Below are 23,488 nucleotides of genomic sequence, written 5' to 3'. Positions count from 1 at the left end.
AGAGGTACGCGTGGGCGAGATCCGCACGGTCACCAACCGCAGCCCGGACGTCGGCGGCGCCTTTAGACGGCGGCGGTGAGATGGCCTTCGCGGCGATCCATCCCGAGGCTGGCCGCATCGACGCCACCTTGCCCGACCTCGGCTGTGGCCTGACCTGGTCGGCCGTGCACAGGACTCGGCCGCGGGTGGCGTTGCGGTGTCCGGAGTGCGGGCATGGGGTCCACGCCAAGGTGTCCGCTCGCGGGCTGCGGTACTTCGCCCATGACCCCGGACGCCTCACCGGCTGCGCCTGGTTGAACGAGTCCCTGGAGCATCACCTCCTCAAGCTGGAACTGGCTACCGCGGTACGGGCCGCTGATTGGCACGCCGAGCTGGAAGTCCGCTCCCCGGATGGCTCATGGCGCGCCGATGTCCTCGCCTCCTCGCACGACAGCACCCGACGCATCGCCTGGGAGGCCCAACTGTCGCCCATCACCAACGAGGAGATCCAGGAGCGCACCGAGCGATACCGCGTCGCCGGTGTCGGCGTGTGCTGGGTCAGTCCGGCCGCGCAGGCCCCGTGGATGGGACACGTGCCGTCGATCCGGGTCCGCGAACCCACGCAGGGTCGGCCCTGGACCGTCGTGGAGGGTCCGTCAGCGTTCGACTTCGACCGCGGCGCCTGGGGTGCCGTCGACGCGCTGGAGCTGACCGCCTTCGTCCGCTGGGTGTCGCGAGGGCAGCTCGTCGTGCACGAGGTCCGCCCCCGATACCGGCGGGTGTGGTTCGCCGCCGACGATCTTTACCGCCGGCGGCGCCTGGTCTGGACCTCCAGCCCGCACATTGATAGCGAGACCCGGCACGAGGCGATGCGGCAGCGCCAGGAGGCACGCAAGCGCCAACGCGAAGAGCAGCAGCGCCAAGCCGAGCAGCAAGCCGAAGCAGAAGCCGAAGCCCGACGCAAAGACGAGCAACGGCAACGCGAGATTAGGGCAGCGGAGGAGGCCGCCCGGCGAGATGCGCAACTGCGCAGATGGGCAGCCGAAGCCGAACAGGCGCGCCAGCGACGAGAAGTCGAGGAGCAGCAGCGGCAGGCACAGCAACGCGCCGCCGAGCAGCAGCGGCTGAGCCAGGAGCAGGACGAGCGACTGGCCGCGGACCGATGGTGGGAGGAGTTGTCTGCCGAGCAACTCTACGAATTCCGCGAAGCCGTCACGGATCCGCTGTGGAAGACACACGCCGCCCGCCCCGAGTTCGATGCCCAAGGCCCCACCCCAGACCGCGCCTACGGCATCGCCATTCGCATTCGCCAGCGGCTACACGGGGTACTCCGACCCAGCCCCGCATCACTGCACCGGCTGCCCCCAGCGGTCCCGGTCTACGTCCGCAACGCCCGGGAAGCCCAACAACTCGCCGCCACTGGCACCATCGACCCCACCCGTATCGTGCACTTCAACCTCCCCGATCACGAGCAGATGTCGCTGATCTAGATCGGGTTCCACTCGGAGGGGTCAGGCACCAGGTCCGGCGCCCGCGACGTGGCCGGTCACTATCCCGAGTCCTCACTAGCGTGCCCGGTAACGCCGCAGTGACGGCAGTCCACGGTGGTGGCGCTACGGCAGGATAGGTGCGCGTGACGCAACGTCCCTGACTTGGCCCGTCCAATACGAGGGAGTGGAGACACCGAGTGGCGCTCCGATTCGCGCTGGGACTTCCAACTGACACGCCAAAGGTCTACGCACCGTTCACTGCTGGGCAGGTCGCGCTACTTCGTCGCTGGCAGGCTACTCCGGTCGCCACACACATGAGGTGCCCCCGTCACGGCGAGGTGTGGCGCAAGAGTTCGGATCTAGTTCCGGCAATCACCGGCTGGCGCTGCGCCTTCCGGACGCCGGACTATCCTGACCTGGCCTGTTCATACACCGTCGACTGGGCCTACGCCGGAATGCTGGACGAAGACAACGTCCGGATCCTCGAGGAAATGTCGGTGTACGTCGTCGAGGTGTCGTTCGACGACGACTCGGACGAACCCCTGAACGTCTTCTCAGACTATGACCTCCTCCTGTCATTCCATGACGAGGTCGATCTTGACTGGGAAGAAATCGCCGAGCGCAGCGTGCTTGATCAACGAAGAGGTCTTGTCATCACGCAGAGCACTGTCCTGGAGGACCTCCTCGGCGATGTGGTCCTGCAACTGGAGAAGCCAGATGATCCCGAGGCGCGCCGAAGCGAGCTAGACGGGTGGATGATCGGAAAGCGACTTCATCGTGTTGAGTCGCTGCTGGCAAGTCACCCGTCCTCGGAAGCGAACCGCAGCTTCCCACGAGAGGAACTGTGGGCCGTGGTGCGGCGTCGAAACGAGTTGGCACACGGGAACATCACCCGAGTCGTCGGCGAGTCCTGTCCGCGATCCGACGGACCAGGCAAGACCCAGCAAGTGGAGTGGCGCCTGGTGGACCGCCGAACCCGCAGATCCCAACTGATCACCATGGCCGGACTACGCGAGGACGTCTATACCGCCCTCGCTGCATACACGAGTCTTGTCCACTGGGTCGTAGCCAATCCTGGCGACTAGCTAGACGCTGGTAGCCCTCTCCGGGCTTACCGCCGTCCGGGTTGAGTGACGTCGTCAGTTCGCGGTGGCCGGCACCGAAGGGCTCCCCTGCACCACGCGCAGGGTCATGCGCGGGTAGTGGTCGCGAATCTTGCCTGCGTTGTGCTGCGGGTTGTCGGTGCCCACCTCCACGTATTGGCCGGGCTCGGCGCCGATGGCGTGCAGTGGGATGCCTCGCCGCTGCCAGTAGTCGTAATCGGCGCTGATGTCTGCCACCCACGCGTCGAGGGTCAGCTCGGAGTACCGGGCGTCGGCGAACCGTACGGTCACGGCCGGCACCAGCGCGCGGATGGCGGCGTCGAAACCGGGGGTGGGGATGCGTTGCACCAGTAGGAGTCGGGCGGGCAGGTCGACGGCCACTCCCGCGTAGGCCCTTGGCCAGCGCGTCGAGGCTGCCTTTCCGACTACGGTGGCGGCGTCCATCACCTCCTGTTGGCTCGGCCATTCGGACCTGCCTGGATCGGGTGTCGCGGTCGCGGTCGCGGGTGGCGGTTGCGGGGGCGTCGTCGGCGCGGCGGTGGCGACGCTGGAGCCGGCGAGCGCTAGTAGTGGCATTGCCAGCAGCAGTTTGGTCGGGCGTCGGGGCATGATTCAGACCTCCTCGGGCGACCCTCGGAGGTGCCGCGAACCAGACTTTTCGGGAATAGCGCATATTCTGTGGTGAGACTCCCGCTCCACCAAGTCGGTTCCCTCATATGGGCGGGTCAGCTCCACTGCGTGTTGCTTAACCCCCACCAGGTAGCCAGCGGCAGCTGATTTCCGGATCTGGACCGGTGCCCCGTCCCGAGTGGCCGGACGTCCGTCCGTGCGGCATCGCCGATTGCTGATAACTGCTCGGGGGCATGTCACGCTGCCTTGGGTCGCCTCTTCTTGATCTTGTTGGCGACAGCGTCGGCGGCTTCGCGGTGGAGTTGTTTGCTGACGCTTTGGTAGGTGTCGCGGGTGAGGGTGGTGGTGGAGTGGCCGAGTTGTTCAGAGACGACTTTGATGTCGACGCCAGCGTCGAGGGCCAGGGTGGCGGCGCTGTGTCGTAGGTCGTGCAGTCGGATTGGTGGCAGTCCGGCCTTGCGGACGAGGCGCCGGAATCGTTGGGTGACGGCGTTGGGATGCCAGGCGTGGCCGTCTTGGCGGACAAAGAACAGCCCGGTGGTGGGCCAGGCGTCGCCAGCGGCGAGTCGCCACTGAGCGCGGAGCGCTTTGTAGGTGGTGAGGATCGTGACGGTGTCGGTGTCGAGGGCGACGTCGCGGTTGCCGGCTTGGCTTTTGGGGGCTTTCTGGACGGGCGTGTAGCCGTGGGTGGCGATCTGGTTGTTGATGGTGGTTTCGTGGCGGTGCAGTCGGACTTCGCTGTCGCGTAGTCCGCAGGCTTCGCCGCGGCGGGGTCCGCGGTAGGCCATGTAGTGCCACATGGGGAACAGGTCGGGTGCGTGGATGGCGGCGTAGTCGAGGAACTCCGTGACGTGCTCGTCGGTCCAGACCATCACTGGTCCGGGGACTTTGCCGGTTGCCTTCCATTGTTGGACGCGTTCGTCTTCCCAGATGATGGGGCGGGCGGGTTCGCCGGGGACCTTGACCAGGGCGGCGGGGTTGGTGCCGACGATGAGTTCGTCGGCGAGGGCGTCGTTGATGGCTTTGCGTAGGCAGGCGCGGATGCGTTGGCGGGTGTTGGGGCCGGTGGGCCGTACCCCGGCGACGGTTCTGCGGACGGCGGGGTCGGGGCTGGCTTTAGCGGCGATGATGTCCGCGTTGCGGTGCTCGATGGCGACGAACATCGAGCGGATGTGACTGGTGCGCAGCTTGTCGAGTGGCACTTCGCCGAGGTGTGGGGTGAGGTGCACGCGCACGATGGACTCGTAGCCGCGCAGGGTGTTCGCGTCGACGTCGATGTGGGCCAGCCAGGTGGTGAGGTAGTCGGCGACGGTGGGCATGTCAGCGAGGATTCCGTCGCCGCGTAGTCGTTGGCGGATGCGCTCGACGTCGGGCAGGGGTCGTTTGGCGCGTACGGCGCTCTGGATGAGGTCGGCGATCTCGGTGCGGCGGCGCGTGTCTGCCTTGGGTGCGAGGGCGAGGAGTTCGCGTACGAGGTCGAGTTCGTCGGCGGCGGCTCGTCTGGTGGGTAGGCCGGCGCGTCGCAGGAGCCGTCGGCGGCCGTCGGCGGTGGGTGGGAGTTCGAGTTGGTAGGCCCAGCTTCCGTGCTCGGAGCTCCAGGCGCGGTTGGGTCGGCGTAGTTTCGGACAGTCGTTTCCGTAGGGCTTGCCGGTGTCGGGATGGCGGCAGCCGCATCGTTTGAAGACATTTCCTGCAGGCATGGCTGGTGGTGCTCCTTGTTCGGATGGGGGTGCATCGGTTTCGGTGATCCACATCGACGCGTGACATGCGGGCACAATCAAGTCGGCCGGGCCCGTCCAATGGACGGGCCCGGCCGACAGGGGCTGCGGAATCGGGATTGACGTGCAAGGTTGCGGGCCCTGTAGCCACGATTGGCTACAGGGCCCGCGCGTCAGGCGGTCATGGGAAGGTGTCCGTTGCGGCGCTGGCCTCACCAGGGGCGGGGGTGTCGAGCAGGTGCAGGGCGGCCAGCAGCGGGGCGGTGGGGATCCGGTAGTGGGCGCCGATGCGGAAGTGCGGCACGGGAAACGCTCCACGGCGGATCAGCTTGTAAGCAGTGGAGCGGGACATGCCGAGCACCGACGCAGCGGTAGCCAAGTCGGTGCTGGCACCCAAGGCGCGGATACTCTCGGCGGTCCAAACGATCTGCGAGTGGGCCGGCGTGGAGTTTGGAAATTGCTCTGGTGATGCTGAGTCTTTGTGTTCGTGGGGTCGCATGATTGTCTCCTCATTGGGGGGTGGGATCGTGTGAGGCTGGGGCGCGGTCGTGCCCGATTGGTCGGAGCGATCGGCATCGGAAATGGGCCAGGGCGGCGACCGCGGACGGCGGAGCACGCTCGGCCACTGATGCCGAGGCTTCGGCCAGCAGCGACGACACCGACTTGCTGCAGGTTTCGTGGCCGCTCAGGGAGCGGCCTCGGCTTCTCCTGCTGGTAGCGGACCAGACTGGTCCGGCCGGGCGGCGGTAGCCGAGGTCGTGGAGCGCCAGGGCGCCGGTCGTTGCTGGGCAACGGTTTGCGCGACTTGCCACGCGGCGCTGGATTGAGGGCTAGCCGACTATGGATCAGAAGGTTAGGGGTTCGATTTTCTTCGGGCGCACAAGATCAAGGGGGTCTGCCTGCGGCAAGGTGGTCCAAGCCCTCTGCGTCGAGTTCGGGCACACCCCCGCAGGATCCCTCTGCTTATCGGCGGGAGGATCGAGCTGCAACCGACGACAACAGCCCGGTCCTGCGCTACCCCGACGACTGCTTACTCTCATAGCCGCGATTCGGGCCGTCAGCCCTCATCCACTGCGCATTCACCGTGATTAGCGGATGTTGTTCGCCGAGCCGGACGCCATCGGCAGCGTGGAGAGTGCTTCGCCTCCCCGACCTGTGCACATTTGGCGTACTCGGCTCTGCATCGGAACCCGTACGTTGACACCCGCCGACATCGTGCTCGCCGAGCGGGTGATCACAACGGCCCCGTAAGCCGCGCGGGAGGCTTCCTCACGCTGGCGGTTCCCGTCGACTAGCCCGCCCCGTCACCCGTCCCTTTCGCCGCAGCCGAGACCATGCCGCCTCTGCTCACTCTCTAGAGCGACCCGGTCCGCTACTGGGGCATTGCGGGATCCCAGACGACGATCATCGTCGGGATGGGCAGTCCGGGCGTCTCGGTGTGGAGCTGCGGCAGAGGCACCCAGTCCATGCCGACCATGACCGGGCAGTCGCAGGACAAGGTGTCCTTGCCCAATGAGGGCTCACCGTCAGCGACCTGCACGGCGAAGCAGGACGTCAGCCCCGATGGGTACGGCACGTCGAGTAGATAGCGAACCGCCAGGGGTCGAAGGCCAACCTCCTCGACGACTTCGCGCCGTACCGCGTCTTCCGCTGTCTCGCCGGCGGCATTGCCGCCGCCAGGCAACGTCCAGTACTCCTGGCCATCGTGGCGGCCGGACGGACCCTGCCCCCGCTCGCGCACCATCAACACCCGGTCCCCGCGGACGATCACCGCGGCTGCTCGCCTGCGAAGCGTCATCTCAGCGGTCATCCTTCACAAGGTCGCCTTGCATGCTCCGAGCGGAGGCCATCGGCTGCTGCGCGCGGGCGAACCTCACGTCGTTCCAACGGTTGGGTGACTACACCTCTTGGTGCGGTGAGTCGGGGTCCTTGTCGCGCGCGGCTTCCTCCAGGCGCATGAACTCGTCGATCACTCGGGCGAGGCTCCTGCGGGTTCTGGGAAGAAGTTTGTCGAAGGACCTGGCCATGATCCGTGCCTCGCGGCTTGTCAGTTCGACGTCGTCGTCGCCGAGGAGGTAGCCGGCCGGGACATTGAAGAACTCGGCGAGGGCAACCAGCGTGGTGGCCTTGGGGTTGATCTTGGGTGAGCGCAGGAGAACGCGGATGCCCTCCGAGGTGATCGGGTATCCGCGTTGCTTGAGCTCCCGGGCGACTTCGGTCTCTGTGTAGGGCGGCCGGGCCTCGCCGCGGGCCTCGAAGAGTTCGCGAAGCCGACTTTGGATCAGCCGGGAGGTGGCGTCCTCGGCTTGCTCTGCAGGCGTGTCGCTCACGCAGCCCTCCCAACTCTGGTTGGTTCACGAGCGAACCACAGTTGACGCGCTCGGTGTTCCGTGTTTAGCTCTCCGTACCGCTTCGGCAACTACGGTTCGGTGAAAATCAAACTGAAGTTGGTTGGAGCGTAGCGGATCGGGGTGGTGTGCGCCATGCGGCCACCCGGATGTGCGGGCGACGGCGTCGGAGGGGACGCGCCGTCGCTGTTGGGGCAGGTCAACTGGTCGACGCGTGGATCGCGCCAGCACCGACAGGCGGAGCCGCGATGACTCCGGTCGTGCGGGCCGACGCGCCTGAGTAGGCGCAGACGGTCGAGCAGGAGCTGCCTCACCAGCTCATCACCTCATCGGGCCCCCCGTGCCGGTGAGGTGATGGGCCGGGGGAGCCGGCGGGCGGGGAGAGGGGCCCTTCCCGCCGGTCCTCCACCCCACGACATGCCCATCGTTCACACGGTGTCTCGCTGCCACAGGCCCCGCTCGGCGCGCGGGACCAGGCAACGGTGGCCCTGATGTGGCGACTAGGAAAAGAGGCAGCGGTGATCAGACAACGACAGGCCCGCACGGCCAACGATCCGCACCTGCTGGTTCGGCGACGCACTGCCGGGCGAGGTGTCACTAGGCGACGGACCAGTTCAACCACCGCGTTCGAGGCGCCGTTGACCGCTATCAGCGCCAGCCTCGCCCAGCTGCGCGTCGACATCGACGCTCTCGTCGACACCGCGCAACGCCGGCCCACCGCGTCGCGCCGGGCAGCGCTGGTCGACGTCCATCACCAACTTCGCCTGCTCGGTCAGCGGGTCAACGCCGCACTCGGCGCCCCGCCCATGTCAGCGGATGATTCCTCCCCGCACGCCTGACCTACGGCCGTAGCGACAGGACCGCGATCAGTAGCACCGGCATGCCCTCCGGTGGCGGTCCGAGTCACCTGCGGCAACTCACCGCAACGCAGGGCGATCACGAGAAGCTTCGCGTCGCAGCGGGCTCCTAGGACCGCGTCCTGGAGCGTGCCACGGGCGGTGACACCGCCGACAGACGCCGATCACGCGCGCCCGGACGTAGGGCCAGAGACCGCAACCAGCGACGGTCGACAAACATACGGATGAACGGGGTTCACCATGCCCAGTCAACGTTTCCCGCAGTCACGCGGGAGCTCACCGCAGCCCACACCCGCCAAGCGCAGTCGCGAAAGACGGCGACGCGATCGGCAGACCGTGCGACGTGCGAGCCAGCGCAGGTGGTCACGATGAGCGCCACCACCTCACGCCGGGTGACAGGTGTGCACCGGCACATGACCAACCGGCGCGCGGCGTCGCGCCCGGAGTCCGACCCGGTGGCGCAACTGTGCCGCACCGCCAACACCGTCCGCGCGCTCCTTGAGCGCACTGTGCTGCGGGAGGCGGACCTGACGTGGACCACCTACGACGTGCTGGTCCTTGTCTGTGCTTGTGACGTGCTGGAGCCGGCGGCTATCGCGGCGGAGATCGGGATCGCCAGGGCGACCCTCACCAACGCCCTCGGTCTGCTCAGCGACCGTGACCTTGTCCGGCGCGAACTGCAGGAGCATGACCTGCGGCGTACCGTCGTGCGTCCCACCCGGGCAGGCCTGGACCTTGCGGGGCAGCTGCGGCGGCGCGTCGATGCCCAGCAGTCGACCCTCTTCGCCGCACCGGGTATGCCGAGCGAGAACGACTTCGCCCGGGCGTTGAGGCTCCTTGCCCAACGCACCCGCCCTCCCAACGGCGGCCCGCATGCCGGGGGCACCCGATGAGCGGCGGTATCGGTGTGGCGCGGGGCACGGCCCTGTGCGTCGGGGCCGTCCTCGGCCCCGGAGTCCTCGTCCTGCCGGCGGTCGCGGTGCGCGCCGCCGGCCCGGCGTCCCTGCTGGCGTGGGCGGCGCTGCTTGCCCTGTCCGCGTTGATCGCGACGACGTTCGCGGACCTCGGCGCCCGCTACCCGGACACCGGCGGTGTCGCCGCGTTCACCGGCCGGGCGTTCGGCGACCGGGCCGCGGCGGTCGTTGGTTGCTGGCTGTACACGGCGGTTCCGGTCGGGGTGGTCGCTGGCGCGGTGGCGGGCGCCCATTACACCGCGACCGCACTGCACACCCCACCGGCCACGACGGTGGGGATCGCGGCCGGGCTCCTGGCCGTCGTGTTCCTGACCAACATGGTGGGCCTGCATGTGTCCGGGCGCCTGCAGTTGGCGCTCACCGGCGCCCTGGTCGCGCTCCTCGTCACCGTCATCATGGTGGCCGGCCCGCACGTCGACCCGCAGCGGATCGGCCCGTTCGCGCCTCACGGCGCGGCCGGGGTCGGCAGTGCCGTCGCCGTGCTGTTCACGGCCATCTGTGGGTGGGAGGCCACCGCCAACCTCAGCGCCGAGTTCACCCACCCGCGGCAGGTGCGCCGCGCTGCCGCGGCGAGCCTCGCCATCATCGTTGTGCTCTACGCGGGCCTGGCCATCTGCACCGTTGGAGTCCTCGGCAACCAGGCCGGTGACACCACGGTGCCGCTGATGCGTCTGCTCGCCATCTCCGGTCAGCCGTGGGCGCCCGGGGCGGTAGCGGGCGCGGCGGTGCTGCTGACCGTCGCGGCCAGCGTCACCTTCGTCGCCGCCGGCGCGCGAGCGGGCGTGTCTCTGGCCCGTCACCGCATCCTGCCTCGCGGTCTCGCGGTCGTGACCAGCGACGGCGCGCCCCGACGCGGCGTCGCGGCGCAGGCCGGCGCCGCCGCCGTCGTCGCGGTCGCCGCCGCGCTGGCACCGCGCGTGGTCACCGTGGAGACGTTGATGCGCCTGTTCGCCGCGCTCCTGGCCTGCGTCACGGTGCTCGGCCTCGCCGCGGCGGTGCGTCTGCTGCCCGCACCACGCCAGCGCGCCTGCGCGGCGGTGGCCGCGCTCGCCGTCGCCGCGGTGGCCGCCCTCAGCGCGGCGTTCCTGCTCGCACCTGCCGTCGTGGCCGCCGCTGTCTGGGCACACCGACGTCGGGAACCCACTCCACACCTTTATCCACAGCCGCCGACGCCTGTGGATAACCCGTTCGATGACGCGCACGCCTACGCGCCGGCTCAGGAAGTGAGGATCCGATGACGGCCCCCGCCAGCACGTTGACCTTGACCTCCACGGCCAGCACTGTCGTCCGTAGCGGCTCGCCTGCGGGGTGGCAGCTGGGTGTGCTGTACGGACCCGCTGTCTACGGAGTCAGCGCCGCCGCCGTCGCGCTTCCCGACGCCGCCACCCATCTACACGCCAACGCTGCGGGGCTGGCGTGGATCCTGACCGCATACGCCGCAGGCGTCGGCGTCGGCGCGGTCACCGCCGGTCGACTCACCGACCTGTGGGGCACCCGCCGGGTTCTCCTGAGCGCCGCGGCACTGCTGACACTCGGTGCCCTAATCTGCGCGGTCGCCCCCACCCTGAACACCGTCGTCATCGGCCGCGTCCTGCTCGCGACAGGATCCGGAGCGGTCATGGCAGCGGCACTCGCGAGCACCGCCCGCCTACCCGCGGCCCACCGACGGGCCAGCATGGCGACCTTCGGTGCCTGCATGGCCGGGTTCGCCGCGACCGCCCCGCTGGCCGGGGCGCTCGCGGCGCACTGGTCATGGCGCGCGGCGCTGATCCTGCCGGTGCTGTCCATCGCCGCGATCCCGTCATGCTGGCCCCTCACCGCGCCAGCCGCGCAGCATGACCGACTCGACTGGCCGGGCGCCGGACTCCTCGCGGCCGTCGCCGCCGGACTGCTGCTGACCGCGCAAACCGCATCCCACACCAGCGCGCTCACCACCGCGATACTCGCCGCTGCCACCGCAGCCGCCGCCCTGGGCCTGGCCGCGCGCACCCGCATACACCCGGGCGGGTTCCTCACCCGCGGGATCCTGTCCGCCGGCTGGTTCCACAAGGCCACCATCGTCGGCGCCGGCGTGTACGCCGGCCTGTTCGCCGTGCTCTACACCGCACCTCACCTGCTCAACCAGCAGGGCTACAGCACCATGCAGATTGGGGTGCTCCTGCTACCCGGCGCGGTGATCGGCGCGGCGCTGGCCCGACTCGCCGCCCTCGCCGCTCGCCGCCTGCCCGCACGGCACGTCCTGGCCGCGGTGAGCGTGATCCTCGCCGCCACGATGCTCAACGCCGCGATCACCCCACGTCCGTGGGCGATCGTGGCAGCGGCCACCGCAGCGTTCACCGCCTCGGCCATCACGCAGATGCTGCTCACCGCCGACGTCACCGCCCACACCGCCGTCGAATCCCGCGGCGGGGTAAGCGGTCTCCTTACTCTCGCGACGTTCCTTGGCGGCGGCTGCGGCACCGCGCTGTGCGCCACCCTGTGGCAAACGTGGGGCCCGGCCGCCGCGCTGGTCGTCGTCGCGATAGCGCCGGCCCTTGGCGCGCTTGCGGCCCGACGTATGCGCTGACCGCCCATCGCATGAGCATCGATGTTCTGGGACAGTGTGTCGGTGAGCGTGGCGGAACTGATGACTCGGCTTCTTCAGGCGAAAGCTCATCTCGACCGGTCCCGAGAGTTGATCCGGGCAGCCGGCGCTGAACTTCACCAAGCGCGGGCGTTGATTCAAACGGCGCTGCACGGCGCCGCCGACCACACCGCGGCGGAGATGGTCGACCGCAGCGCACGTCAGCTTGACGGCGTGAGCGTGGCGGTCGCGCAGTCAGCCAGCAAGGTGCAGGACATCCTCACCCGGGTGAGAGGGTTGGGTGGGCTGGGAAATTGACGGCGGGTGGCGACGAGAACCGTCGACCACCCGCAACGCCTGACACACCGCAGGCCGTCCTTCGGGCAGCTGCGAGCCTGGCGCGTCGCACCAGTGCGCACGACAAGACCGAAGCGGTCCTCCTCGCCGACAGCGCGGTCATCCATGACCCTGACTTCTCGGCGGAGCCTGACGGGCGGCTTCGCAGCCGCCAGCTGCGTGTCGGCCGGCTTCCCGCCGCCGGGGTGGGATTGAAGCCGCCGCTGGCCCAGGCCACGGTCATGGATCACGCCGAGGCGCAGGCCGCCGCCGTTCTCCGGCGTCGCGGCGGCCCAGAGGAGGCGGTCCTCGTGCTGAACCACACTCCATGTGACGACCCGATACGACCTTTGGTCTGCGAGAAGATCCTCGCCACGATCCTGCCGGAGGGAACCCGCCTGACGGTGTTCCTCACCGACGGCGACCGGACATGGCTCCATAAGCTGTACGTCGGAACAGGAGAAGGGATCCGGCGATGAGCATCGACATCACCTGGGGACGCGGTGACGGCGCGGTGTCCGTGACGACCGTCGCCGAACTCGACGCCACGCTCAGCAGCGTCGCTCAGGACCACCCCGAACGTCTGCCCTACTGCGTTACCCTCGTCGCTCCCAGCGGAGCGGATTTCCCGGTCATGCTCGACATCTGCGTCGGCCACCCGCAACGGTCGTTCGTCTATCACGTCGGCGCCGATGGCAGCAGCGCCTGGGGATACGAGCCGGATCTTGAAGCCGGGCCACCGTTCACGTTCGACTATGCCGGCACCCCCACCGACGCGTGGCCCGAGCGCACCAGAGTGAGCAACGCGACCGCCCGGGAAGCCGCCCGGCAGTTCCTCACGAGCGATGGGCAACGTCCAAGTGCGTTGGCCTGGGAGATCCTCGACTAGGTGTGCCCCGCGGTCGGACGCGAAGGCGGTTGTTGGCTGCGGCCGTCATCGACCCACACGCTGGGGGCCGCCCGCGGCGACCCCCAGCGATCGGTCACCAGTCGCCGGCGGCCTTAAAGCCGTACCACCTGCCCAAGTCGATGCGAATCCAGATGTAGAACTTGGTGCCGTCCTTCACGTTCGTCGCGAGGTTGCGCCACTGGCCAACGGGCACGTGCGTCCAGTAGTTGCAGGTGGCGCGTCCGTAGAAGTTGATGCAGGCGTCGAAGGGCCCGTAGTAGTCGTTGTCGCCGGTGTTGCGAATCTGGATGTCGCTGCACTGGCTAGTCGTGGTGAGGTATTTCGGGTACTGCGGCTGACTGATGATCTCGACGCCGTCGTAGAGCATGTAGAGGTCGCTGTAGTTGGGGTAGCCGCTGTACGGAGCGACGCGGCAGCCGCCCGCTTGCGCGGGTGCCGAGGTGGCGACGAGGCCGGCGGTGGTGCTCAGCAGCGTGACCGCGATCGCGGCCAGGCGGGTCAGCCAGTGGTGGGTTCGAGCAGATGAGCGTGTGGACACGTGTCCTCCCTGGATTGGTTGGGTGGAGCGGCAGCGGCCGGGGGGACATCGGCGTGCTGACGCAGCGAGGGTCTTTGGCCGGGGTTGGGGTGACCGGCAGTGAGGGCGAGGCAGTGCGGGTCCGGCAGGAATGCCGGGGTGGGTTGGCTGGTGTCGTAGTAGCGGTTCCAGGAGGGGTCCTGGGGAGTCATGGGGTAGGAGTTCAGCCAGCTCCAGTCGCCTGTCACGCGGCGTCCCGCTGCCTCTTCGTTGGCGACGAAGCGGGCGAAGCGGCGGCTTTCGCGGTGGTGGTCGGTGATGGCCACCCTGGCGGCTTCGAAGGAGTGCAGCACCGCCTCATGGAGCGTGAGCAGCGCTTTGTCGGCGCGTAGTCGATCGCCAGGGCGCAGACCGAGGCCGGCGACGATGGTGGGGAGCAGGTTGTAGCGGTGGTGGTCGGCGAGGTTGCGGGTGGCGATCTCGCCGGCCATGAAGGTGCCGCTGAATGGTGCGGGAAACCGCAGTCCGCCGAGATGCAGCATCATGTTGCTGACGACGGGGATGGCGGGCCACCGCAGATTGAGGCCGGCGATCCACGGGTGCTCGGGGTGCTCGATCGGCACCTCGAGGATCCGGCCCGGGTCGGTCGGTAGCAGGTGCAGCCGTCCGTCAGCGGTGACGGCCAGCCACGGCAGAAGGTCAAAAGCGCCGCGCCGAGCGGGGCCTGGCCAGCTCAGGTCCAAGGCGGCGTTGGTCAGGGGCAGGTTGGCGCGATCGCCGAGGATGCCGTCGTTGGTGCGCCATGCCGCGTATCGGGCCAGTTGGGTGCTGACGATGCGCACGGGAGGGGCCGAGGTGCCGGTGGCGGGTGCGAGGACGGTGATGACGGAGCGGACGTGTCCGCCGTTGGCGGCATCGTCGAGGTGCGCGGTGAGCTCCCGAGTGGCCTCGTCGAGGGTGGTGGCGTGGCGGCGGTCGCGGACGATCAGGCTGGGCCACCGCAGCCGGCCGATGCAGCGGCCGGAGTTGCGCCAGGCGGCGCGCGCCCCGTAGGCCAGCTCGTCGTAGGTCGGCTGCCAAGTTCCCGTCGTGCGGATCTCGTCGCGAACGTCGCGCCACCGGCGTGCGAGCCCCGACGTGCCGGTTTCAGCGTGGCGCTGATTCAGAAAGCCGTGGGCTTCGGCGAGTAGGTCGTGGTGCGTGCTGCCGGCCGGAATTGCTGGCGTTGTGTGCACGCTCATCGGCTGGCCTGTGACGGGTCGGTGGCGTCGGGGCCTTCGAACAGGGGAGTGTCGCGGCTGCGGAGCAGGTAGGAAGTTCCAGGCGTGTTGCCGGTGCCGCGTTGGTCGGTCCCAAGCATCCGTACGGCGAGGCGGTAGTGGGTGCGGCGCCATTGGTGGACGGCGGCGGTGAACTCTCGGAGCCCGTCGGCGAGGACTGGCTGTTCGGCGACCGTGCGCTCGTCGCTGTGGATGGCGGCGAGGAGGTCGGCGATGGTGGCCTGCCCGCTGCTGATACGCGCCTGCACGTCGGGTACCGACAGGTACGCCGCGGAGTGCAGGCGGTCCGGATCGGGTGTGCGGCACAGCGACTCGCACAGTTTGTAGGCGCGGGACTGGATGGCGCTGGCCCCGTCGGTGTGGACACGGAAACTGTGGAACGCCGCCGGTTGCAAGGTGGCCAGCAGGGACCACAGCGGTGTTGTTTCCCGCAGGAGCGCGGCGGCGAAGGACAGGCGCACGCCCACGGTGGGCAGCTGCCCACCCTGCGCCGCGGTGATGATCGCGGCGAGGTCCACGGCGAGTAGGCCGAAGGTCAACTCGAATGTCTGCAGCACCCGGATGAACATCCACTCGTCGTGGACTCGTGAGACCGGCAGCATGGTGGTCCGCAGCATCTGCTGTGCGCTGGTGCCCTGGCTGATCGCCACCGACGCGGCCAGCCGCCGGGCATTCGTGAGCGGGCTGCCGGCGTCGGGGATGACGAAGCTGAGCCGTCGCAGCGCGGGCGTCGCGGCGCGCACGGCGTGGCGTAGACGTTTGGTGACGAGGGCTAGGTCAGGGCGCTGAAGGGGTAGGGGCGCGCTGGTGGTGTCCAGGGCGCGTAGCTCGAAGGCGATGAGGTCGGTCAGCAGAAGGGTGTGCAGTCGGTCGCGGCGGGCCAGCAGCCGATGGGCCGGCTGGGGGCTGTCGTCCGGATCGGGTATGGGTATCAGCGGCAAGGCCAGGTAGCTGCGGTAGTCGAAGCGGCCATCGGATTTGTCGAGCAGGATGTTCAGGAGCGTGGCCAAAAGCTCGTTCGGGTCCGGCACCTCGGGTAGACGATCGCGGGCGCAGCGCAGCAGCACGGTCCATTCAGCGGGGACGGAGTGCTTCCCGTAGTGCTGGTAGGCGTCGATGACGGCGTGGACCGGGAAGCGGTACGCGGCGGTTCGTGGCTCAGCCAGCCACCGTCGCAGGGCGTCGGCGTTCATCGGCGTGCACCGGAAAGGACCCGGGCGCGGTACCGGTAGGCGGCGATCGCCTCGCACGCGACGTCGATGTCGCTGTCGATCGTGTAGGCGTGGGTGGCCAGGCGCAGGACGTCGTGGCGGGGTGCGGTGATGACGCCGCGGTGTCCGAGCCAGGCGGCCATCGCCTCGGCGCGTGGCTCGACGATCGCCAGGTGGGCGCCTTGCGCATCCACGCTGGCGGCCAGGCGGACGACCTCGCCTTGGGCTGCGAGGCGCTGGGCGGTCGTGGCGATCAGCCGCTGAGTGTGGTGACGCACCCGTTGCAGGTCAAGGTCACCGACCAGGGACAGGCCGGCGACGGCGGCGTACACGGCGGCCGCGGCGGGGGTGCCGGTCTCGTAACGCCTGGCGGTCATCGGCGAGTCGAGGATGGTCGCCCGCATCGCGTGGGGGTCGGTGCGGCCGAGCCACCCGGTGAGCGTGGGCGGCGGTCCCCCTGGGTGGCGGGCGTAGATGAAGGCGAGCCCGGGCAGCCCGAACAGATACTTGCTGGCGCCGGTGACAAGGTAGTCGCAGCCCAGCGTGTTGACGTTCACGGGCATCACGCCTGCGGCCTGGTACGCGTCGATGAGGACCTCCGCGCCGGCGTCTCGTGCGGCGGCGGCGATCCGGGCTACGTCGAGGCGGGTCGCGTCGCGGTAGGTGACGGCGGGCACCGACACCAGGGCGGTCCGCGGAGTGATCTGTGATAGGTAGTCGCTCGTCCGTACGGCTCCGCCTACCGTGCCGCACCAGCGCACCCGCATTCCCGGCTGGGCCAGCAGCACGTGTGTGATCCCCGGGAACTCGGCGGTGCTGGTGAGGATGTCGCGGCGTCGTCGCCAGCGGCGGCCGGTGACGGCCTGGTGGGCGGCGATGCTGGCGTTGGGCATGATGCCGATCTGGTCGACATCAGCGCCGATGAGCTGCGCGAACAGGCGGCGAGCCTGCGCAACCTTCTGCTCGCACGCGTCCCAGAAGCCGGGCCGGGACAGGTCCTCGAGCATCTGGGCCATGGCCTGGTCGACGTCAATGGTGCGGGGGGCGATGCTGCACGCCGCCAGGTGGGCTCCGCTGGACGGCGCGGCCAGCCGCTGCCGCAGCGCCGCGGGCATCGTGAGAGTCGCGGCGGTCACCGCTGAACCTGTCCCGGGCAAGCAGCCGGTGCGGACGCGTCCATCAGTGCCGCACGGGCTTCCCACAGCGTGGGGAACCGTCGGTGGCTGATCAACTTGCTCAGGCTGTCGACCGGTGTGCGGCGGGTGCCGAGCACTCCCTGGCCGATGACGCGGGTGGCGACGGTGTAGTGCTCCGTGCGCCACAACGCGATCCGCTCGTCGAATCCCACCAGCGCCTCCGCCAGGCGATACAGCGGATCGGATGGTGCTGTGCCACGGTAAAGGTCGGTCGCGGTGAGGCGCAGCGAGGACAGTAGCCGGCTGAAGGCGATGTCCAGCTCGGTGCTCGCGGTGCGTAGCAGCCGCCAGCCGGGGGACTCGAATCCGGATCCGGTGCCGAGTACGGGGCGGATGATGGCGAACTGCGCCGGTGGCAGCGACCGCAGGATGTGCAGATGCTCGGTGATCAACCGCAGCGCCTCCGCGGCCCGGCGAATTAGCAGCTCGGCCGCGCCCACCTCTCCAGCGCCGACGTGGGTGAGCGCGCGAGACAGGTGGGAGCGCGTGAGCTTGAGCCACAGCTCGCTGGATTGATGGACGATCTGGAACAGCAGCTCGTCAGGATGCACCCATTCCGCCGGCCCTCTCTGCAGGGCGAGCAGTTCGTCGGTGCGCATGTAGCGGGCATAGTCGTCGGCGCCGCTCCCGGGCAGTACCGGCGGCAGGGGTGATGTGAGCATCTCTGGGGCCTCCAGTCAGTTGCGGCGCAAGGGCGTCGGCCCTGCTCAGGCGCGCAGGGTCTTCATTGCGGACGAGACGACGGCGCTCAGCCGTTTGGCAAGGTCGGCGGGCAGACGCGCTCCGATGCGTAAAGGTGCCGCGCCGACGGTGAGGTACAGGTTCGCGTCGTAGGCCACCACGTAGGTGCCAGTCGCTTTGTCCGTGTAGGTGTAGGCGGCGGCGCCGATGCCGGGCAGCTCAGTGACCGGACCGCTGGCCTCCTGCACCTGGCGCAGACCCTCGTACATCAGCTGCCCGGATTCGGGCGCGCCGACGTCCGCGCGGACCGTCACGACAACGCCTTCGGGGAGGTGCCCGACGGTGACCGCGCACGCCAAGTTGGCCGTGCCGCCTGCGGTGCGGGAGGTGTCCTGCGGGGTGCCGACTTCACCGGCCAGGTCGGCGACGGCCTGCAGGTCGAGGCGCGTGCACAGTGCGTCCACCGGCCGGTAGGAAGCTGCCGGAGGTGCGGGCGTGGCCGGCGCGCTCGAATGAGCTACCTGGCCGGGTGGGGTCGCGGCCGCGGGTACGTCGTCCTTCGCGGTGCACCCTGCTCCGATTAGTCCGACGACGCCGAAGGCGCAGAGCACCGTCCCGGCGGACGCGCGGCGGTACAAACGTGACGAGATAGGAGATTGAATTGACGGAAGCGTCATTCTGCTACCTGTTTCGGACGTGAGTGATTGCCCTACGCGCGATGTGCGGCAGGTTCTCGGGAAATTGCTCTTATTCGCGTCGGTGGCGCGGCCACCAGTGAGTTCAATTCAGCACGTACTCGAGCGCGGTGTCCATATTTCTGGCTAGGTCTGGCAGCATCACCGAGCCGTCAACAGACCCAGAGAAGTGCCCTCACCTGGGGATTTGCGGCCAGGTTACGGCTGGCGCGATGCACACCGGTATGGCCGACCAGGGGTGCCGGAGGTCGTGCGAGCAGTGCGAAACGACGCCCTGCCTGTGCTCATGTGTCTGCCCGAGGGTGAGCCGATGACGAGGCGATACGAGTCGGCCTGCGGATCTTTCGCTAGGGCTTCGGCCGCGCGATTCGCTGTCGAGAGACAGTCGGCTGCCGCCGCGGGGCGCCGGGAGGGCAGCGTGGGCGGCGGCAATGGCCCTTAACGTGGCAGCTGTAGATCCGCCGGCATGGTCACCGTTGAGAACGGCGCAGGCCGAAGCCGATCGCCGGACTGCTCAGTAGCGGATCCCCACAGCACCTCGCACCGGTGACGGTGTCGGCGCGGTGGCGTATGGGTCCGGCTCGCTGAGCTCGGGCCGCCAGTGGTTGAGCGGAACAAGTCCTGGCTCGATGAGGGCGAGGTCGCCGAACAAGGCAGTGAGTTGCTCGTCGGTGCGCAGAGTGATCTCGGTGGCGGCCTGAGTGCGGTACACGCTTCTGCCTTCGTCCAAGGCGGATTGGCCGAAACTGTCGGTTATGGTCGCGCTCAGGTGCGAGATGACCATGGCGCTGCCGGGAACGAGCAGGTCTCGGATCGGCGCGACAACGTCGTCGACCTGGTCGTCGGCGACCTGCTGCAGGACGGAGCAGTACAGCACTGCGGTGGGCTGCTCAAGGTCGATCACGGTGGCGAGGTGGCTACCGGCGAGTGCGTCAAGGATCAGGTCGGGGCGGGTGAAGTCGCCTTCGATGGCGCGGCACGTGGGGTTGCCGATGAGGATCTGGTTGGAGGCGACAACCGCGACTGGATCAATATCGACGTATACCACGCGGATTGTCGGGTCGATGGCCTGCGCGATCTCGTGGACGTTGCCCTGCGTGGGGATGCCGCTGCCCAGATCGAGGAACTGTTTGATCCCGTCCTCTGCGAGCGTCTGCACCGCGCGGCGCAGGAAAAGCCTGGCAGAAAGGGCCATGTCCGCGGCTTCCGGCACGGCCTGCAGGAGTTGCCGTGCCGCCTCCCGGTCAGCCGCGAAGTTCTGCTCGCCGCCCAGCAAGAAGTCGTAGACCCGGGCAACGGTGGCCCGACCACCCGTAGTGCCCTGCGCGCTCGTCCGTTGCTCAGTCACCGGTCGCACCCCCGAGGTCCGTACGGCGATCGGCGGCATCGCTGCCATCGATCATGGGGCCGAAGCCTATCGACCAACCGTCTGCTGTTGTGCCCCGTAGATTCGGGGTACCCACACGCGGCATCCGTGCGGCTACACTCTGATCTTTCGTCCGGCACTGACCGTAGTGTCAGGAGGTGCAGATGCTCTTAGCCAGGACGCGGATCGCGAGACGCCTGCGCAAGGCAGGTGTGCCACCGCCGCCCGCGCCGTACACCGTGGATGCTTGGTGCGAGGCGATCGGCCAAGCCCGGGGTCGTCCCCTCAAGGTGCGCTCGGTGCGGCTGGACGCGCACCTGCCTCCGGGAGTGATCCTCGCTCGCAACGGTGTGGATTACATCCTCGTCGACGCCGCGATGCCAGCTCTGTCCAAAAGGCAGACCGCACTGCACGAACTCGGGCACTACCTCCTCGACCACGACGGCGACGTGGTGAAAGGCCATGTCGATCCAAATGTTGAGGCCGATGCCGAACTGGCCGCCGACGTGCTGTACCAGCAGTTGGGCCGAGCGGCAGCGTCCACGCCGCGGTCCTCTAATGCCGCCAGGCGGCTCATCTCACACTTACGACTCACCTGCGGGCCATCGGCGTGGTGGACCGACCGAAGCACCGACTGGCACGTACATCGTCTGTGGATGACGCTCCGCACCGGCATGCCCGACGCGGTCATTATCAGTACGAGCACTGCCGCGCCGGTTGCCGTCGAAGCCGGCGGCAGTCGGCAACGCCACCGCACGGTCATCGAGGTTCACGAGGCCCTGCGGGTTCTACGCCCTTGGTGTAGCCCGCAGGTGTACGCCAGCGCGGCCCGACGCGCTCAGCGCAACCGGCTCGATGACGACGCCGTCAAGGCCGTCGCGGAGGCGGCCACCGTCGCGGTCGCGCTACGCCGCCGCCAGGCCTCGTTGCCACCCGAGGCCGACGAATCGCCGTTGCTGTCCCAGCGCCACGGCCCGCACGACGTACGAGTGGAAGCTCACCGTCTGGCCCGCGTGGCCCGGGCGTTGCACGAGTCCCCGCTCGTCGCTGCCGAGACCGCCAGGTGGGCGCCGGTGGTGGCCGCCACGGATGAGACGGGGCGCGTGAGCGCCGTGGGCGACACGCCGCTGTTTCCGTTAGGCGCGTCGCGGCGCGACCGGTCGGCTCGCGCGGTGTAGTGGCAGCGCCCGGGCCCCGGCATCCAGCGCCGTTGGCTGCCACAGCCGGGCGTGGCTCCGCAATTGGCTCGGGAACATTTCACTGCCGAACAGCGGACCGCTGCCCAGGGCGCAACCGATCGTGGAAAGCTCGCGGCGCTCGTCCTCGCTGGTGATCCCAGCGGCGATGACGGAGAGGTCGAGATCGCTGGCGAGATCCACGGCCGCGTGGACGACCGACCGCGCTGGACTCCAACCCGCCTCCAATGCGTACGTTGGATTCAGGCGCAGGAGACTCCAGGCTGCGGCGTCGAGCGAGTCGATGCCAACGCGGCTGTAGCCGTAGTTGTCCAACAGCAGCCGCACCCCGTATTGCCCGATCTGCTCGACCACCTTGCGGGTCTTCGGACCCGGGGGCTGACTGATCGCCAGCACTAGCGATGTCCCTGTGACGGAGTGCTCCCGCAGCACGTCAAGCATGGCTTCGGCGAAGGTAGACGTGAGGGCGCCAACCGGCACCGGAACGACCAGCGCCACCTCGGGCAACGCGTCACGCCAAGTCGCCGCGGCGGCCAGTGACCGCGTTAACACCTGCCGTGCCAGCCGCTCAAGGCTGTCGGGGTCGTCGATGAGTTGGTAGACGTACTCATCGGCAGCCAGCACGTCATGGCGTGAGTGCAGCCACCGCGGTGTCGACTGTACGAGGGTTATCCGGCCGCTGATCAGGTTAACAACTGGCTCGACCGAGATCGACAACCGCGCCCGCGACAGCTCATGGGCCAACGACGACTCACGTACGGGGCCGGTTTGAAACGCCACCAATCTGTCCTGGCCGCGCCTAATAGCTCTCGACAACACCCTCTCGGCAGCATCGAGCAGGTCGGCCGCGTCCTCGGGCGCTCCCGCCGTCATCCCGGCGCTCGCCCGCACTGTCAGCCGACTCTGATCGACCTTGACCTCACGACGCATTGTCGCCACCGCCCAGCACGCCGACTGATAGGCGGTGTCCGCCTCAACGCCCCACATGACGAGGGCGAAGGTCACGTCGCCCACACGAGCCACAGCCGATGTCGCTGCCTGCGACACGTGACACAGCCGAGCGGCTAGCCGATTCAGCAGTGCCAGAGCCCGGTCGCGGCCGAGCACATCAGCCAGAAAGTGGAAATTCTCCAAGCGGATTACCACTACGTAGCACGGCCCGACCGCCATCTCGGTGACACGGCTCAGCAAGGCCGCCCGATTGGGCATCGAGGTGTCCTCGTCAGTGGTCGCCGCCACTTCGTGACGATGCGCGTCGACCGCCAGCAGACCGTAGGCGTGGGCGATGTCCAGGCTGGTAGAAAGCGTTGCTGCGAAGGCTCGTAGGGCCACCTGCTCCCGAGCAGACAATTCGTCTCGCGGCCCACGCAGATACAGCCGAACCGCCCCGTGCAACCCGGTCGCGTCGCCCCCGACCTCATGCCGCACCGTCCGCGTCGTGGCAATGCTCGGGGCGTTCGCGGCAAGGCCGTCGTACACCACGCGGGCGACGCCGGCCTGCTGGCTGGCTCGCACCAAACGCTGACCGTCGGCGATCTCTATGTCCGCCGAACGGGCACCGAACAGGTCAACCGCACCGGCTGCCGCGGTTCGTAGCACGACGTCGAGATCACGCGCGGACAGGGCATCACTTAACGCGGCCAGGCGTTCCCAGGTCCGCCGCTCCTCGCCAACCCGCAACCGATACGTCAGCACGAGGTGCAGAACGAACATCACCGCAGGTAGTGCTATCAGTGTCCGCCGGTCCAGCCGAGTGGCCTCGGTGAACAATCCGGCGGTGATCGTCTCAGCAACCGCCACGGCCAGCCGGGTGCGCCACAGGTAGCGAAGCACGACCATTACCGGCCGTCCGGTCGCTAGCGTCACGGCCGCCGTCGTCACCAATTCTTCGAACAGCAGCACCGCGATTGCCGCAAGAAGGAAGCCGGCCAGGTAGCGCGGGAGCATGGGATCCGGCGCGGCTTCACCAACGGCTGGACGGATACCGAAGGCATACATCGCAGAGGCGGCCAGCGCTGCGGCGATGATGTCCATGCTGGTGTTGTGTACCGCCTTGTACACGCCGGATGAGCGTGGGTATCTCGTCACCAGCCGAGCCGCACTGACGCCGACCGCTGCGCACACAATCACCCAGGGTGCAGGCAGCGCTGCCGCGCACACCAGGCACGCCGTTGGTGTCAACGTCACGCGAATGGACCTGCGAGGCGCTAACGGAACCGAAAAGGCCGCGCCCATCGCCATGAGCGCGGCACCCATCCACACATAGACCTGCTGCGAAGGTTCTGGCCACCGTGCCTCATGCACGGCCCACGCGAAGCACGCGAGCGCCACCAGAACACCAGACGTGGTCAGCAGAGCGAGGGCCCACCGAGCGGGCCGGATGAAATTCAACTAGTACCCCGCGATCATCCCCAGCCCTTCGAAGCGAATCGTCCACA

The 23,488-nt window shown here is 68.6% G+C and carries 23 protein-coding genes; 10 read left to right on the top strand and 13 right to left on the bottom strand.

Going from position 1 to position 23,488, the window contains the following annotated elements; all coding sequences use genetic code 11:
- The first annotated feature begins 80 nt into the window (after positions 1 to 80).
- Together ACGFIE_RS01130 and ACGFIE_RS01125 are read left to right on the top strand one after the other, a co-directional pair.
- Entirely contained in the window at positions 81 to 1,469 is a 1,389-nt protein-coding gene (locus tag ACGFIE_RS01130) for a competence protein CoiA family protein (RefSeq protein WP_393289764.1), read from the top strand.
- A 197-nt stretch (positions 1,470 to 1,666) separates the two neighbouring features.
- Positions 1,667 to 2,554, top strand: coding sequence for a hypothetical protein (locus ACGFIE_RS01125; RefSeq protein ID WP_393289762.1), 888 nt, complete (start codon positions 1,667 to 1,669; stop codon positions 2,552 to 2,554).
- Between the two features lie 54 nt (positions 2,555 to 2,608).
- Here ACGFIE_RS01125 and ACGFIE_RS01120 read toward each other — a convergent pair whose 3' ends face one another.
- The 5 genes from ACGFIE_RS01120 to ACGFIE_RS01100 form a co-directional block, all read right to left on the bottom strand.
- Complete coding sequence (locus ACGFIE_RS01120) at positions 2,609 to 3,181, bottom strand: hypothetical protein (RefSeq protein WP_393289760.1); 573 nt, start codon at positions 3,179 to 3,181, stop codon at positions 2,609 to 2,611.
- Between the two features lie 257 nt (positions 3,182 to 3,438).
- The gene (xerC, locus tag ACGFIE_RS01115) at positions 3,439 to 4,956 is read right to left on the bottom strand and encodes a tyrosine recombinase XerC (RefSeq protein ID WP_393289758.1); all 1,518 of its coding nucleotides are present in this window, start codon (positions 4,954 to 4,956) and stop codon (positions 3,439 to 3,441) included.
- A 145-nt stretch (positions 4,957 to 5,101) separates the two neighbouring features.
- A complete protein-coding gene (locus ACGFIE_RS01110) occupies positions 5,102 to 5,419 on the bottom strand; it encodes a helix-turn-helix domain-containing protein (protein ID WP_393289756.1) in 318 nt (105 codons plus the stop codon).
- 873 nt (positions 5,420 to 6,292) lie between these two features.
- A complete protein-coding gene (locus tag ACGFIE_RS01105) occupies positions 6,293 to 6,730 on the bottom strand; it encodes an NUDIX domain-containing protein (RefSeq protein WP_393289754.1) in 438 nt (145 codons plus the stop codon).
- Positions 6,731 to 6,818: 88 nt separating this feature from the next.
- Positions 6,819 to 7,250: a hypothetical protein gene (locus tag ACGFIE_RS01100; protein ID WP_354948359.1), complete on the bottom strand. Its 432-nt coding sequence runs from the start codon at positions 7,248 to 7,250 to the stop codon at positions 6,819 to 6,821.
- A 656-nt stretch (positions 7,251 to 7,906) separates the two neighbouring features.
- Between ACGFIE_RS01100 and ACGFIE_RS01095 the strand changes: the two genes are divergently transcribed.
- The 7 genes from ACGFIE_RS01095 (at position 7,907) to ACGFIE_RS01065 (ending at position 12,887) form a co-directional block, all read left to right on the top strand.
- The gene (locus ACGFIE_RS01095) at positions 7,907 to 8,107 is read left to right on the top strand and encodes a hypothetical protein (protein ID WP_393289751.1); all 201 of its coding nucleotides are present in this window, start codon (positions 7,907 to 7,909) and stop codon (positions 8,105 to 8,107) included.
- A 386-nt stretch (positions 8,108 to 8,493) separates the two neighbouring features.
- A complete protein-coding gene (locus ACGFIE_RS01090; protein ID WP_393289749.1) occupies positions 8,494 to 9,018 on the top strand; it encodes a MarR family transcriptional regulator in 525 nt (174 codons plus the stop codon).
- Positions 9,015 to 10,337: an APC family permease gene (locus ACGFIE_RS01085; RefSeq protein WP_393289748.1), complete on the top strand. Its 1,323-nt coding sequence runs from the start codon at positions 9,015 to 9,017 to the stop codon at positions 10,335 to 10,337. The genes ACGFIE_RS01090 and ACGFIE_RS01085 overlap by 4 nt, the downstream gene beginning before the upstream one ends.
- On the top strand, positions 10,334 to 11,665 hold the full coding sequence (locus tag ACGFIE_RS01080; protein WP_393289745.1) for an MFS transporter: 1,332 nt from the start codon (positions 10,334 to 10,336) through the stop codon (positions 11,663 to 11,665). Before ACGFIE_RS01085 ends, ACGFIE_RS01080 begins: the two co-directional genes overlap by 4 nt.
- A 21-nt stretch (positions 11,666 to 11,686) precedes the next feature.
- Positions 11,687 to 11,980: a hypothetical protein gene (locus ACGFIE_RS01075; RefSeq protein ID WP_393289743.1), complete on the top strand. Its 294-nt coding sequence runs from the start codon at positions 11,687 to 11,689 to the stop codon at positions 11,978 to 11,980.
- Positions 11,977 to 12,477 (top strand): DddA-like double-stranded DNA deaminase toxin, encoded by a 501-nt coding sequence (locus ACGFIE_RS01070; protein WP_393289740.1) that lies wholly within the window; start codon positions 11,977 to 11,979, stop codon positions 12,475 to 12,477. Before ACGFIE_RS01075 ends, ACGFIE_RS01070 begins: the two co-directional genes overlap by 4 nt.
- Positions 12,474 to 12,887 carry an Imm1 family immunity protein gene (locus tag ACGFIE_RS01065; protein WP_354948371.1) on the top strand — a complete coding sequence of 138 codons (414 nt, stop codon included), beginning with the start codon at positions 12,474 to 12,476 and terminating at the stop codon, positions 12,885 to 12,887. Before ACGFIE_RS01070 ends, ACGFIE_RS01065 begins: the two co-directional genes overlap by 4 nt.
- Before the next feature lie 94 nt (positions 12,888 to 12,981).
- On the opposite strand, the gene ACGFIE_RS01060 is transcribed toward ACGFIE_RS01065, so the two are convergent.
- The 7 genes from ACGFIE_RS01060 to ACGFIE_RS01030 all read right to left on the bottom strand — a co-directional run bounded on the left by ACGFIE_RS01060 (position 12,982) and on the right by ACGFIE_RS01030 (position 19,836).
- Positions 12,982 to 13,446, bottom strand: coding sequence for a hypothetical protein (locus tag ACGFIE_RS01060; protein WP_393289738.1), 465 nt, complete (start codon positions 13,444 to 13,446; stop codon positions 12,982 to 12,984).
- A complete protein-coding gene (locus tag ACGFIE_RS01055) occupies positions 13,407 to 14,666 on the bottom strand; it encodes a nitric oxide synthase oxygenase (protein ID WP_393289735.1) in 1,260 nt (419 codons plus the stop codon). Before ACGFIE_RS01055 ends, ACGFIE_RS01060 begins: the two co-directional genes overlap by 40 nt.
- Complete coding sequence (locus ACGFIE_RS01050; protein WP_393289732.1) at positions 14,663 to 15,898, bottom strand: tryptophan 2,3-dioxygenase family protein; 1,236 nt, start codon at positions 15,896 to 15,898, stop codon at positions 14,663 to 14,665. Before ACGFIE_RS01050 ends, ACGFIE_RS01055 begins: the two co-directional genes overlap by 4 nt.
- On the bottom strand, positions 15,895 to 17,052 hold the full coding sequence (locus ACGFIE_RS01045; RefSeq protein WP_393289730.1) for an aminotransferase class V-fold PLP-dependent enzyme: 1,158 nt from the start codon (positions 17,050 to 17,052) through the stop codon (positions 15,895 to 15,897). Before ACGFIE_RS01045 ends, ACGFIE_RS01050 begins: the two co-directional genes overlap by 4 nt.
- A complete protein-coding gene (locus ACGFIE_RS01040; protein ID WP_393289728.1) occupies positions 17,049 to 17,774 on the bottom strand; it encodes a tryptophan 2,3-dioxygenase family protein in 726 nt (241 codons plus the stop codon). Before ACGFIE_RS01040 ends, ACGFIE_RS01045 begins: the two co-directional genes overlap by 4 nt.
- Before the next feature lie 45 nt (positions 17,775 to 17,819).
- Positions 17,820 to 18,257 (bottom strand): hypothetical protein, encoded by a 438-nt coding sequence (locus ACGFIE_RS01035; RefSeq protein ID WP_393289725.1) that lies wholly within the window; start codon positions 18,255 to 18,257, stop codon positions 17,820 to 17,822.
- 745 nt (positions 18,258 to 19,002) lie between these two features.
- Complete coding sequence (locus ACGFIE_RS01030; protein WP_393289722.1) at positions 19,003 to 19,836, bottom strand: SAM-dependent methyltransferase; 834 nt, start codon at positions 19,834 to 19,836, stop codon at positions 19,003 to 19,005.
- Between the two features lie 317 nt (positions 19,837 to 20,153).
- Here ACGFIE_RS01030 and ACGFIE_RS01025 point away from each other — a divergent pair, with 317 nt between their 5' ends.
- Positions 20,154 to 21,032, top strand: coding sequence for a DUF6545 domain-containing protein (locus tag ACGFIE_RS01025; RefSeq protein ID WP_393289721.1), 879 nt, complete (start codon positions 20,154 to 20,156; stop codon positions 21,030 to 21,032).
- Here the strand turns inward: ACGFIE_RS01025 and ACGFIE_RS01020 are convergent.
- The gene (locus tag ACGFIE_RS01020) at positions 20,991 to 23,084 is read right to left on the bottom strand and encodes an EAL domain-containing protein (RefSeq protein ID WP_393289719.1); all 2,094 of its coding nucleotides are present in this window, start codon (positions 23,082 to 23,084) and stop codon (positions 20,991 to 20,993) included. The two genes, ACGFIE_RS01025 and ACGFIE_RS01020, sit on opposite strands and share 42 nt — an antisense overlap.
- Positions 23,085 to 23,488: the final 404 nt, after the last annotated feature.

The organism is Micromonospora sp. NPDC049275, assembly GCF_043197115.1.
Lineage (GTDB): Bacteria > Actinomycetota > Actinomycetes > Mycobacteriales > Micromonosporaceae > Micromonospora.
This window is presented reverse-complemented; position numbering and strand designations above follow the sequence as displayed.

What these genes read in the sequence shown, in the direction of transcription:
- ACGFIE_RS01130 (WP_393289764.1), top strand. Translation starts at nt 81, where the DNA reads ATGGCCTTCGCGGCGATCCATCCCGAGGCTGGCCGCATCGACGCCACC.
- xerC (WP_393289758.1), bottom strand. Translation starts at nt 4,956, where the DNA reads ATGTGGATCACCGAAACCGATGCACCCCCATCCGAACAAGGAGCACCA.
- ACGFIE_RS01055 (WP_393289735.1), bottom strand. Translation starts at nt 14,666, where the DNA reads ATGAGCGTGCACACAACGCCAGCAATTCCGGCCGGCAGCACGCACCAC.
- ACGFIE_RS01040 (WP_393289728.1), bottom strand. Translation starts at nt 17,774, where the DNA reads ATGCTCACATCACCCCTGCCGCCGGTACTGCCCGGGAGCGGCGCCGAC.
- ACGFIE_RS01075 (WP_393289743.1), top strand. Translation starts at nt 11,687, where the DNA reads ATGTTCTGGGACAGTGTGTCGGTGAGCGTGGCGGAACTGATGACTCGG.
- ACGFIE_RS01080 (WP_393289745.1), top strand. Translation starts at nt 10,334, where the DNA reads ATGACGGCCCCCGCCAGCACGTTGACCTTGACCTCCACGGCCAGCACT.
- ACGFIE_RS01085 (WP_393289748.1), top strand. Translation starts at nt 9,015, where the DNA reads ATGAGCGGCGGTATCGGTGTGGCGCGGGGCACGGCCCTGTGCGTCGGG.
- ACGFIE_RS01120 (WP_393289760.1), bottom strand. Translation starts at nt 3,181, where the DNA reads ATGCCCCGACGCCCGACCAAACTGCTGCTGGCAATGCCACTACTAGCG.
- ACGFIE_RS01110 (WP_393289756.1), bottom strand. Translation starts at nt 5,419, where the DNA reads ATGCGACCCCACGAACACAAAGACTCAGCATCACCAGAGCAATTTCCA.
- ACGFIE_RS01065 (WP_354948371.1), top strand. Translation starts at nt 12,474, where the DNA reads ATGAGCATCGACATCACCTGGGGACGCGGTGACGGCGCGGTGTCCGTG.
- ACGFIE_RS01020 (WP_393289719.1), bottom strand. Translation starts at nt 23,084, where the DNA reads ATGGACATCATCGCCGCAGCGCTGGCCGCCTCTGCGATGTATGCCTTC.
- ACGFIE_RS01050 (WP_393289732.1), bottom strand. Translation starts at nt 15,898, where the DNA reads ATGAACGCCGACGCCCTGCGACGGTGGCTGGCTGAGCCACGAACCGCC.
- ACGFIE_RS01090 (WP_393289749.1), top strand. Translation starts at nt 8,494, where the DNA reads ATGAGCGCCACCACCTCACGCCGGGTGACAGGTGTGCACCGGCACATG.
- ACGFIE_RS01105 (WP_393289754.1), bottom strand. Translation starts at nt 6,730, where the DNA reads ATGACCGCTGAGATGACGCTTCGCAGGCGAGCAGCCGCGGTGATCGTC.